The organism is Streptomyces sp. CS113 (assembly GCF_002188365.1).
Classification (GTDB): Bacteria; Actinomycetota; Actinomycetes; order Streptomycetales; family Streptomycetaceae; genus Streptomyces; species Streptomyces tendae.
Genome location: NZ_KZ195574.1, coordinates 4864166 through 4875508, shown reverse-complemented (window position 1 = coordinate 4875508; position 11343 = coordinate 4864166). Strand labels below are relative to the sequence as shown.

At 75.1% G+C, this 11343-nt stretch carries 9 protein-coding genes; 5 read left to right on the top strand and 4 right to left on the bottom strand.

Translation table 11 applies throughout. The features are described 5' to 3' along the window. Nucleotides 1–35: 35 nt before the first annotated feature. Nucleotides 36–1025: an EamA family transporter gene (locus B9W62_RS21795; protein ID WP_179235600.1), complete on the bottom strand. Its 990-nt coding sequence runs from the start codon at nucleotides 1023–1025 to the stop codon at nucleotides 36–38. Nucleotides 1026–1221: 196 nt separating this feature from the next. On the opposite strand from B9W62_RS21795, the gene B9W62_RS21790 reads away from it, so the two are divergent. Next, nucleotides 1222–1674 carry an NUDIX hydrolase gene (locus B9W62_RS21790; RefSeq protein ID WP_087808744.1) on the top strand — a complete coding sequence of 151 codons (453 nt, stop codon included), beginning with the start codon at nucleotides 1222–1224 and terminating at the stop codon, nucleotides 1672–1674. A 105-nt stretch (nucleotides 1675–1779) separates the two neighbouring features. Further along, nucleotides 1780–2400 (top strand): dihydrofolate reductase family protein, encoded by a 621-nt coding sequence (locus B9W62_RS21785; protein ID WP_087808743.1) that lies wholly within the window; start codon nucleotides 1780–1782, stop codon nucleotides 2398–2400. A 4-nt stretch (nucleotides 2401–2404) separates the two neighbouring features. On the opposite strand, the gene B9W62_RS21780 is transcribed toward B9W62_RS21785, so the two are convergent. Continuing rightward, complete coding sequence (locus B9W62_RS21780) at nucleotides 2405–2959, bottom strand: DinB family protein (protein ID WP_087808742.1); 555 nt, start codon at nucleotides 2957–2959, stop codon at nucleotides 2405–2407. Nucleotides 2960–3034: 75 nt separating this feature from the next. Here B9W62_RS21780 and B9W62_RS21775 point away from each other — a divergent pair, with 75 nt between their 5' ends. Then, on the top strand, nucleotides 3035–3679 hold the full coding sequence (locus tag B9W62_RS21775; protein WP_087808741.1) for a dihydrofolate reductase family protein: 645 nt from the start codon (nucleotides 3035–3037) through the stop codon (nucleotides 3677–3679). 91 nt (nucleotides 3680–3770) lie between these two features. On the opposite strand, the gene B9W62_RS21770 is transcribed toward B9W62_RS21775, so the two are convergent. After that, nucleotides 3771–5339 carry an FG-GAP and VCBS repeat-containing protein gene (locus tag B9W62_RS21770; RefSeq protein WP_256976542.1) on the bottom strand — a complete coding sequence of 523 codons (1569 nt, stop codon included), beginning with the start codon at nucleotides 5337–5339 and terminating at the stop codon, nucleotides 3771–3773. Nucleotides 5340–5553: 214 nt separating this feature from the next. On the opposite strand from B9W62_RS21770, the gene B9W62_RS21765 reads away from it, so the two are divergent. Together B9W62_RS21765 and B9W62_RS21760 are read left to right on the top strand one after the other, a co-directional pair. Next, the gene (locus tag B9W62_RS21765; protein ID WP_256976541.1) at nucleotides 5554–6975 is read left to right on the top strand and encodes a hypothetical protein; all 1422 of its coding nucleotides are present in this window, start codon (nucleotides 5554–5556) and stop codon (nucleotides 6973–6975) included. Nucleotides 6976–7194: 219 nt separating this feature from the next. Further along, on the top strand, nucleotides 7195–8358 hold the full coding sequence (locus B9W62_RS21760; protein WP_087808739.1) for an alpha/beta hydrolase family protein: 1164 nt from the start codon (nucleotides 7195–7197) through the stop codon (nucleotides 8356–8358). Between the two features lie 30 nt (nucleotides 8359–8388). On the opposite strand, the gene B9W62_RS21755 is transcribed toward B9W62_RS21760, so the two are convergent. After that, entirely contained in the window at nucleotides 8389–11268 is a 2880-nt protein-coding gene (locus B9W62_RS21755) for an FAD-binding and (Fe-S)-binding domain-containing protein (RefSeq protein ID WP_087812018.1), read from the bottom strand. Nucleotides 11269–11343: the final 75 nt, after the last annotated feature.

Here is an 11343-nt window from a genome sequence, read left to right as displayed (position 1 = left end):
TGGCGGCCCCACGCGCCGGGGCCGCCACCCGGCGGTCACGGCGACTCGGGGAGCGCCTTCCGCCGCCGGCGCCCCACCTGGGTCCGTACCGCGCCCATGCTGGCCGCGATGACCAGCGCGATGGCGGCGGACTGGGTGGCGGACAGGGCCTGGTCGAGGATGAGGAAGCCGGCCGCCGCGGCGATGGCGGGCTCCAGGCTCATGAGGATGGCGAAGGTCGGGGCGGGCAGGCGGCGCAGGGCGAGGAGTTCGAGGGTGTAGGGCAGGACGGAGGAGAGCAGGGCGACCCCGGCGCCCAGTGCGAGCGTCACCGGGTCGATCAGCTTCGTCCCCGACTCGACGACGCCGAGCGGCAGGAACAGCAGCGCGCCGACCGCCATCGCCAGGGCCAGCCCGTCGGCCTGCGGGAAGCGGCGTCCGGTGCGGGCGCTGAAGACGATGTACGCCGCCCACATGGCGCCCGCCGCCAGGGCGAAGGCGGCACCGGCCGGGTCGAGGTCGTCGAAGCCGCCGCCGCCCAGCAGGAAGACGCCGGCCAGGGCGAGCGCGGCCCAGACCAGGTTGACCGCGCGGCGGGAGGCGAACACGGACAGGGCGAGCGGGCCGAGCACCTCCAGGGTGACGGCGGGGCCGAGCGGGATGCGGTCGACGGCCTGGTAGAAGAGGCCGTTCATGCCGGCCATGGCGATGCCGAAGACGACGACCGTGCCCCAGTCGGCCCGGGAGTGGCCACGCAGCCGGGGCCGGCAGACCAGGAGCATGACGACGGCGGCCACGGCCAGCCGCAGGGTCACCACGCCGAGCGCCCCGGCCCGCGGCATCAGGCTCACCGCCAGCGCGGCACCGAACTGCACGGAGATGCCGCCGGCCAGGACCAGGCCGACCGGGCCGAGGGCGCCGAACCGCCCACCCGGAGCGTCACCCGGTCCGCCGTCCGGCCCACCGCCCGGCACGGACGCGTGACCGACGGCGGGCGCGGCGGCGGCCGGGGACGAGGTGCCGGGGGTGGCGCTTGGGGTACTCACGGGGGCTCCGGGGCGGTGTGCGGGTGGACTTCGTTCAGTATGCTGCACTGCACGGTCCAGAGTAATGGACTCTGTCAGGCACGTAGCACTTTTACGCAACTGTCAGGGCCGGGGGGTACGGCTGTCAACGCACGTCCGCCGGGTGAGCCGGGACCGCCCTGCCCCGGCCGCGCACCCAGCGGGTACCGTCCACCGGGTGAGACGTCTCCTGACCCGCCTCTGGCGCCTGCTGCGCCCCGTCCAGAGCCGCCTGATGTGGCTGGTGAACGCCAAGTTCGTGGTCGGCGTGACCGGCGTCGTGCGGGACGACGAGGGCCGGGTCCTGATGCTGAAGCACCGGATGTGGGCGCCGGGCCGCCAGTGGGGGCTGCCCAGCGGCTTCGCGCACAAGGGCGAGGACTTCCGGCAGACCGTCGTCCGGGAGGTCAGGGAGGAGACCGGCCTCGAGGTGGCGGCGGGCCGGCTGGTCATGCTGAACAGCGGCCTGCGCACCCGCCTGGAGGTGGCGTACGAGGCCCGGCTCCTGGGCGGCGAGCTGCGCCTGGACCCGTTCGAGATCCTGGAGGCCCGCTGGTGCCGCCCGGACGAGCTACCCGAGGACGTCCAGCCGGTGTGCCGCCCGCTGGTGCGGGGCGAGACGGCGCCCTGAAATCGGCTCCCCGGGGGTGTCGACATCGGCGGTGCCCGATCGACGCAGGGGTGAAGGCAGTACACCCCGCCCGAGGCAGTACACCCCGCCCGAGGAGGCACCCTCATGACCGCGACCGTCACCGCGGACCTGGCCATCACCCTGGACGGCTACGTCGCCGGTCCGAACGTCACCCTCGACAACCCGGCCGGCGACGGCGGCGAGCCGATCTTCGACTGGATCCACACCCTGGCGAGCTGGCGGGAGCGCCAGGGCATGACCGGCGGGGACGAGAACCGCGACTCGGAGCTGGTGCGGGAGTGGTTCGACGCCACCGGAGCCGTGGTCATGGGGCGGATGATGTACGACACGGGCGAGGCGTTCTGGGGCGACAACCCGCCCTTCCGCACCCCGGTCTTCGTGCTCACCCACCGCCCCCGCCCCACCCTGGTGAAGGAGGGCGGCACCACGTTCACCTTCGTCACCGACGGCATCCGCAGTGCCCTGGAGCAGGCCAGGGCCGCCGCCGGGGGCCGGAACGTGGACATCGGGGGCGGCGCGGACACGGTGCGGCAGTACCTCGCCGCCGGGCTCGTCGACGAACTCCAGCTCCACGTGGTGCCCACGCTCCTCGGCGACGGACTGCGCCTCTTCGAGGGGCTGGGGGCGGGGCGCCGCGACCTGACACAGGTCAGGGTCGTCGAGACCCCCCTGGCCACCCACCTGAAGTACCGCTTCGTGAAGTGACCGGTCACCCCATGCTCTTGGCTCCGTCCAGGGACTCCCGGACGATGTCGGCGTGGCCGGCGTGCTGAGCGGTCTCGGCGACGATGTGCATCAGCACCCGGCGCGCCGACCACTCGGTGTCGGCCTCGAACCACGGCGCCTTCGGCAGGGGGTGCGCGGCGCCCAGGTCGGGCAGGGCGGCGATCAGCTCCTCGGTCCGGCGGGCCACCTCCGCGTAGTCGTCCAGCACACCGGCCAGCGTCTCGCCGGGCAGCATCCTGAACTCGTCGGCCCGCCGGGCGAAGTCGGCCTCGGTCATGGCCGAGAAGTCGCCCATCGCGGAGGGACCGTCCACGATGAAGGCGGTCCAGTTCCGCTCGGTCGCGGTGACGTGCTTGATCAGACCGCCCAGGCACAGCTCGCTGACGGTGGTCCGCAGCCCGGCCTGCTCGTCGGTGAGGTCACGGGTGGTGAGGCGCAGGAAGTGCCGGTGCTTGGCCAGCGTCTCCAGCAGGTCGGCATGGGGTTTCCGCCTTCCGGTGTTCCTGCTCCGTCGGTCGAGGACCACGTTACGAACCATGTAGGTCGGTTTCTGTCCTGCATGGTCCTGTCCCCACATGATCAGAGAGCGCGAAGCAGAAGGAGAAGGAGACACATGACCCAGTTGCTGCGAGTCCAGAACTTCACCGTCTCGAGCGACGGTTTCGGCGCCGGCGAGGGCCAGAGCCTCGAGAGGCCCTTCGGCCACGCCGATCCCGGGAAGCTGCTCGCCTGGGCCTTCGCCACCGACCACCCGCCCGTCGGCCCCTCCGGGCGGGGCAGCCGCGGGCTGGACGACTACTTCACCCGGGACTACGCGCGCAACATCGGCGCCGAGATCATGGGCCGCAACAAGTTCGGGCCGCAGCGCGGGCCCTGGCAGGACCACACGTGGCGGGGGTGGTGGGGCGACGAGCCCCCGTTCCAGACGCCGGTGTTCGTCATGACGCACCACGAGCGCCCGTCGTTCACGCTCTCCGACACCACGTTCCACTTCGTCGGCGGCGAACCGGCCGCCGTGCTCGCCCGGGCGAAGGAGGCGGCGCAGGGCCGGGACGTCCGGCTCGGCGGCGGGGCCACGGTCATCCGGCGGTTCCTCGACGCCGGCCTCGTCGACACCCTGCATGTGGTGGTCGCGCCGACGAAGCTCGGCTCCGGGGCCCGGCTGTGGGAGTCCCCCGACGAGCTGCTCGACCGGTTCCACCAGGACGTCGTGCCCAGCCCGAGCGGCGTGACGCACCACCTGTTCTGGCGGAAGTGACGCCTCCTGGTGGGCCTTGCGGGCCTTGCGGGCCTGGCGGTCCGGTGGTCCCGGGTGGTCCCTAGTGGTCCCTGGTGGTCCCTGGTGGCTCCTAGTGGGCGATCTCGCCACCGCCCAGCAACAGGCCCAGCCCGTCGGTGTCGTCGAAGGCGTCCCCGGACAGCCGGGTGACACCGGTGCCGGACGGACCGTCCGCGGTGCCGCGCAGCAGATGGGCTACACCGTCGACCGTGTCGCTACCCGGCGCGGTCGCCACCAGGTCGGCGTGTCCGTCGCCGTCCAGGTCGGTGAGGCCCACCGCGCTGCCGAAGTCGGCGGCCCCGCCGGGCGCGGCACCGAGGTCGGCCCCGTCGAACAGCCGGGCGCCCGCACCGCTGAGCCCGTCCGGGCCGCCCGCCAGGAACAGCACCTGCTCGGGCCCCGGTTCGCCGTAGATGTCCCACCGGGGAGCCCCGGCGACCACGTCCGCGTACCCGTCGCCGTCGACGTCCCCGGTGTCCAGGCTGGTGAAGACGGCGTCCTCGTCCTGGGGTTCCTCACCGGGCACGCCGGCGGTGTCCCGGTCGACGGTGTTCGTGCGCGCCCCCGGCCCGTCCTGCGACCCGTACACCACGGTCACCGAACTGCGGCTCGCGCCGCCGCCCCGGGGGCTGAGGACCAGGTCGCCGTAGCCGTCACCGTCCACGTCACCGATCGCCCCCTCGCCCGCGTCGGGGAGGCGGGTGCCCTCAGGCTGGGTGAAGCCGGCCCGGCCGCCGCGCAGGTAGGTCACGGGCCGGTTCAGCTCGGCCCAGGGCGCCTCGGGGTCCGGGTCGGCGGCGTGGAAGCTCACCAGGTCGTCGCTGCCGTCGCCGTCCAGGTCCCCGGCGACGAGATCGCCGTAGTTCGCGTTGCCGACGTCGGGGCCGGGCCGGCGCGGGGCGGGCACGCGGCCGGTCCCGGCGGGCGTGCCGTCCCGGCCGAAGGGCCCCTTGAGCAGCCCCTTGTCGGAACCGAGCCCGAAGACGAGATCGGGATGCCCGTCCCCGTCGAAGTCCCCGGCGGCGAGCTGCTCGTCCAGGATCGGGTCGTTGTCCCAGGCGACGTGGCTGACGTCCGTGCCGGGTACCCGGGTCGCGCGCTTCAGCCCGTCCCCGGAGCCCCACACGATGATCACGCTCGGCTTCCAGTCGAAGACGGAGGCGGCGAGGTCGGTGTACCCGTCCCCGTCGAAGTCGCGGGCCACGACGTCCGTCCCGAAGTAGGCCTCGTCGCGGTTGCCGCCCGGTATCCCCGGGTCGTCCTGCGTCAGGTACTGGCACCGGGCGATCCCCGTCCCGTCCCCCGCCCCGTAGGCGACCTCGATACTCCCCCCGCCGGACCCGCCCGGCACACTCCCTCCCGACCCGAGGGCCAGGTCGGGATGCCCGTCCCCGTCGAAGTCGGCGGCGCCTTCCGCAGCGGGCCGGCCGGAGGCGGGCGCCGCGGTGCCGCGGGCGCCGCCGGTCCCGCAGCCGTACGGCGCGGCGATGCCGGCGGGCCCGTCGTCAGCGATCACCAACCCCGCGGCGACCGCCAACGCGACGACGGCCGCACCGCCCGCGATCACCCGGGGCCGCCTGCCGATCCGTCGCCGCGCGGCTTTCTCCTGATCACCCGAGCCGTCCATACGAACGATCACGCGTGGGCCGCCGCACACGGTTCCGGCGCCTAGGGCGGGCCACGCCCGACAGCCGACGGATGCGAGCCCGCCGACGGCGAGCCATCAGACGGACCGGTGCCCTGCCACGGCCCGCCCGACGGCGAGCCATCGGACCCGCACCGGCCGTAATTCACGCGCCCGGCCCGAACCCCGGCTCCTACGATCGCCTCGTACGACTGCTGGAGGGGCGGGAATGCTTGAGGACGTCGAGGCCGGGGCCGCGGCAGCGGTACGGCTCGGGGGAGGCGCGCCGCTGCGGAGCGTGCTTGATGTCGCCGACCCCGGTGACTGGCTCGCGCTGGACGCGGGAGTGCGCGAGGTGGCCTGGTACCGCCCGGAGTTCCTGCCGGAGTGGGAGCACGCCACGCCGCTGCCCGCCGCACCGGCTCGGCTCGGTGAGTCGCGGCTCGCGCTCGCCCTCTGCCACCGCGACGGGCGGATTCGCCAGGAGGCGCTGCGCGAGTCGGTCCGCCACCCCGGTCTGCTGCCGTTGGTCGTGATCCGCTGCGCCGATTGGGTCGAGCCGGTGCGCGAGCCCGCCCGGCAGTTGCTGCGCCGGACCCTCGACGCGGACTCCGCCCTCGGCCTCGCGCCGCTCATCCTCCGTGTCGGCCGCCGCGACCGAGGCGCCTTCGGCGTCGAGGTGCTCGGCCGGGTCCTGCGCCAGGCATCCCGCGGGCAGCTCGCCGCTCTCTTCACCGACCCCGACCGCGTCGTCCGGCGGTTCGCGTACCGGCTGGCGATCGAGGGCCGCCTGCTCCGTCCCGCCGAGCTGGCCCGCGCCGCCGCCCGGGACCAGGACACCGTGGTCCAGGACCTGTGTGCCACGGCGGCGCTCGCGGCTCCGGAGGGCGAGGACGCCTACGCGGGTGTGCTGCCTCCCCTGCTGTCCGCACGCAACCCGCGTACCCGTTCGGCCGGCGTCACCGCGCTGAGACGGGCGGGGCGGTCGGAGCAGGCCGAGCGGTTCCTCAGCGACCGTTCCGCGCTCGTGCGTGCCTGCGCCCGCTACGTCGTCCGGCAACGGGGAGGTGATCCGGCGGCCTGGTACCGGGAGCGGTGCACGGCGGCGGACGACCCCGCGTTGCCGCCCGGTGCGGTCATCGGGCTGGCCGAGTGCGGGGAGCGCGCGGACGCCGGGCTGCTGCGGCCCCTGCTCGTGCACCCGTCGGCCGGGGTACGGGCGCGAGCGGTGGCAGGGCTGCGGGCACTGGACTGCGCGGACACGGAGCAGTTGCGGCCCCTCCTCGACGATCCCGCCGCCGGGGTCGTCCGCGAGGCCGCCGCCGCCCTGCTGCCCTCGGCGAAGGAACTGCCCGCCGACTGGCTCCTGGAGCGCACCGGCGCCGAGCGGCCGCGGCACGTCCGCGTCGGCGCGTTCCGGCTGCTCGACGCGCGCGGCGGCGTCGTGGCGCTGCGGGCGGCGGTCGGTCTGTTCGAGGATCCGGATGTGAAGCTGCGCACCTGGGCCGGACAGTCGGTGCAGCGATGGCATCCGCTGCCGGACGGGCGGGGCGGCGACGCGGAGGTGGGTGACCTGCTCGACCGGAGCCGGCACCTCTTCAGCGACTACGTGCTGCGCCGGCGCAAGTGGGAAGCCGGGCTGGACGGCTGAGGCTGCGCAGCGGTCCGGCAAGGGCCGCGGTGACCGTCACCGAGGCAGGCGTGCCGCACCAGGGCCCCGGTCGGTGAGCGCCGAGCCGCGTCGAGGCTCCGGGGATCGGAGTGATCCCACGGTGGCACCCCGGGCCTACGGGATCAGTCTCCGGTCGTACGTCCAACTACCGCTGTGAGCCGACGCGTTGCGCGGTGCCCGGCGTCTAGCTTCGGCTGCATGACCGACAGCAGACCGCGCACCTCGCGCCGAACCGTCCTGACCGCGCTCCTCGGCGGAGCCCTGTCCGTGCCCCTCCTGGGCGCGGCCCCCGCGTCGTCGGTGCCCGCCGCGGCCCTGGAGTTGCCCCCGCTCACCGGCCCCCACCCCGTGGGCCGGCGCACCCTGCACCTCGTCGACCGGCACCGCGGCGACCCCTGGGTGCCGACGGCGCGGGGCCGGGAGCTGATGGTGTCCGTGTCCTACCCGGCGCGCCCGTCCGGCGGGCACCCGGCGGCGTACATGACCGAGAGCGAGGCGCGGCGGCTCCTGGAGCTCAAGGGGTTGGCCGGGGTCGTGCCGGCCGCGACGGTCGCGGGGACGCTGACGCACGCGCAGGCCGACGCGCCCCCTGCGCCGGGGCGCTTCCCCCTCGTACTGCTGTCCCCCGGCTTCTCGATGCCGCGCACCACGCTCACCGCGCTCGCCGGGGAAGTGGCCGCCCGCGGTTACGTCGTCGCCGCGGTGGACCATGCCTACGAGTCCGTCGGGACGGAGTTCCCCGGCGGCCGGGTCCCGCCGTGCGTGGCCTGCGACCGGGTCGGCGTCGACGTCGACGAGGCGACGGTCGTGCGGGGCCGGGCCGCGGACCTCTCCTTCGTGATCGACGAGTTGACCGACCGCCGGAGAGCGGGGGCACTGGCGCGCATGATCGACCCGGGCCGTATCGGAGTCGCCGGGCATTCGATCGGCGGAGCGGCCGCCCTGGCCACGATGGCGGCCGACCGCCGGGTACGGGCGGGGGTCAACCTGGACGGGGGCTTCTTCGTGCCGGACGCGGGACACCGCATCGGCAGGCGCCCGTTCATGATGATCGGCGCCGAGGCCGTCCACGGTCCCGGCAACACCGCGAGCGACTGGGCCGGCACCTACGACCGCCTGCACGGCTGGAAACGCTGGCTGACCGTGGCGGGGGCCGGGCACTTCTCCTTCACCGACATCCCCTGGCTGGCGGAGCAGCTGAGGCTGCCCGATCCGGAGGTGCCGCTCTCGGGCGAGCGGGGCTGGTACATCACCCGCGACTACGTCGGCGCCTTCTTCGACCTCCACCTCCGGAACATCCCCCAGCCCCTCCTCCACGGCCCCACGCCGTCCCACCCCGAGGTCGGCTTCCACCAGCCGTAGCGGGGGCCGCAACGGGCCCCGCCGGGACCGTCACTCCAGCCCCTCCGCCAATCCCTCCGCCAGCACCTCCGCCAGATGCCGCCCCCGCACCCCCGCCAGCTGCTCCAGCTGGGTCCGGCAGGAGAAGCCGTCCGCCAGGACCACCGCGCCGTCCGGGGCCTCGCGCACCGCCGGGAGGAGCTGGTCCTCGGCGCACGCGGCCGACACCTCGTAGTGGCCGGCCTCGAAGCCGAAGTTGCCGGCGAGGCCGCAGCAGCCGCCGCTCAGCTCACCGGTCAGGCCCGCCGACGCGCGCAGGCGCCGGTCGGCCGCGTCACCCAGGACCGCGTGCTGGTGGCAGTGGGTCTGGCCGACCGCCGGAAGGTTCACGGCGGGCGGTGTCCAGTGGGGGGCGTGGCGCTCCAGCGCTTCCGCGAAGGTCAGCACCCGCGCCGCGAGCCGGGCCGCGCGCGGGTCGTCGTGCAGCAGCTCGGGCAGGTCCGTGCGCAGGGCGGCGGCGCAGCTCGGCTCCAGGACGACGACCGGCGCGGACGTCTCCAGCACCGGGGCCATCAGGTCCAGGGTGCGCCGCATCACCGCCCGTGCCCGGTCGAGTTGGCCGGTGGAGACGTACGTCAGGCCGCAGCAGACCCGGCCGCCCCGGCGGGCCGTCAGCAGCGCCAGGGCCGACCGCGACGTACCGTCCCCGACCACCGCACGTCCCCGCAGCGTCGGCGGCAGCGCGACCCGCAGCCCCGCCGCCTCCAGCACTCGTACGGCCGCCCGGCCGACGGAGGGCGCGAGGTGCTCGGTGAAGGTGTCAGGCCACAGGACCACCAGGTCCCCGCCCGGACCCCCGCCCGCGGCCGGCCGCCCTCCCCGCCTCCGCCACCACCTGCTGAAGGGCTCCCGCGCCAGCCGCGGCACCTCCCGCTGCCCCGCGATCCCGCCGAGCCGCTTCGCCACGGCCGTCAACGGCCGTACCGACGCGAGCGCGTTGACGACCGGTGCCGCCCGCACCCGGGCCGCCCAGCGCAGCCACACCGGCAGCCATCCCATCGCGTAGTGGGCGGCGGGGCGGCGGCGCCCGGCGTAGTGGTGGTGCAGGAACTCCGCCTTGTACGTGGCCATGTCGACCCCGACCGGGCAGTCGGAGCGGCAGCCCTTGCAGGACAGGCACAGGTCCAGGGCGTCCCGGACCTCCGTCGACCGCCAGCCGTCCGTGACCAGTTCACCGGCGAGCATCTCGTGCAGCAGGCGGGCGCGGCCCCGCGTGGAGTGCTCCTCCTCCCCCGTCGCCCGGAAGGACGGGCACATCACGCCCGCGCCCGGCGCCGACGTCGTACGGCACTTGGCGACCCCCACGCAGCGGCGCACCGCCGCCGAGAAGTCGCCGCCGTCGGACGGGTAGCCGAACGCCACGTCCACCGGCTCGCGCGGCAGGACGGCGAAGCGGAGGTTGGTGTCGAGCGGCGCCGGGCGGACCAGCATCCCCGGGTTGAGGAGGTCGTCCGGGTCCCAGAGGGCCTTCGCGCGCTCGAAGAGGGCGACCGTCTCCGCGCCGTACATCCTCGGCAGCAGCTCGGCCCGCGCCTGTCCGTCCCCGTGCTCCCCGGACAGCGAACCGCCGTGCGCCACGACCACGTCGGCCAGTTCCTCGGAGAAGCGGCGGAAGCGGGCGACTCCGGCGTCCGACAGCAGGTCGAAGTCGATGCGTACGTGGATGCAGCCGTCGCCGAAGTGCCCGTACGGCGTGCCGCGCAGGCCGTGCGCGGACATGAGGCGCCGGAAGTCCCGCAGATAGCCGCCCAGCCGGGCCGGCGGCACGGCGCAGTCCTCCCACCCCGGCCACGCCTCCGAACCGTCCGGCATCCTGGTCGCCGTACCGCTGGCGTCCTCCCGGATCCGCCACAGCGCCCGCTGCCCGCCCGGGTCGGTGACGACGAGGGCGTCCACGACGTCCGCCGCCCGGACGACCGCCTCCGCGCGCGCCCGCGCCTCCGCCTCCGTGTCGCCGCCGGTCTCCACGAACAGCCAGGCGCCGCCCCTCGGCAGCCCCTCCGTGGACGGCACCAGGTCCACCGCCATGCCCTCCACCGTGAGCGGGCCGAGCGGCAGCAGTCCGGCCGCCGCCTCCGCCGCGCCCGCCTCGTCGGCGTAGCCCAGCACCGCCAGCGCACGTGCGCGGGGCGACTCGACCAGCCCGACGACCGCCTCGGTCAGCACGCCCAGCGTGCCCTCGGAGCCGCAGAAGGAGCGGGCCACGTCCGCGCCCCGCTCCGGGAGCAGGGCGTCCAGCGCGTAGCCGGAGATACGGCGGGGCAGGTCGGGGAAGCCGGTGCGCAGGCGGGCGAGGTCGCCGTCGACGAGGTCGCGCAGGCCTTCCGGCGCCCCGGCCCACTCCTGGCCGAGCCGCAGCCGCCGTCCCCGCGCGGTGAGCACGGACAGCTCGCGCACGCTGTCCGCCGTCGTGCCCCACGCCACCGAGTGGGAGCCGCAGGAATTGTTGCCGATCATGCCGCCGAGCGTGCAGCGGCCGTGGGTGGAGGGGTCGGGGCCGAAGCGCAGGCCGTGCGGCGCGGCGGCGTCCTGGAGTCGGTCCAGGACCAGCCCCGGCTGGACGACGGCGGTACGCGCCTGCGGGTCGAGCGCGACCAGCCGGTTCATGTGCCGGGTGAAGTCCAGCACCACGCCCGTGCCCGTCGCCTGACCGGCGATCGACGTCCCGCCGCCCCGCGCCACGACCGGCACCTCTCGCTCCCGGCACACCTCCAGTACGGCGGCCACGTCGTCGGCGTCCCTGGGCGCGACCACCCCGAGCGGAACCCGCCGGTAGTTCGAGGCGTCCATGGTGGTCAGCGCCCGGGACGTGGTGTCGAACCCGACCTCGCCGCGGACGGCCCTGCGCAGTGCTGCCTCCAGATCGGTCATGCCCTCCAGCATGGGCTCTCGTGGTTCCGTACAGGTCCGCACGGCGGAGATCTCGTCTCATCGGACGGACATGGC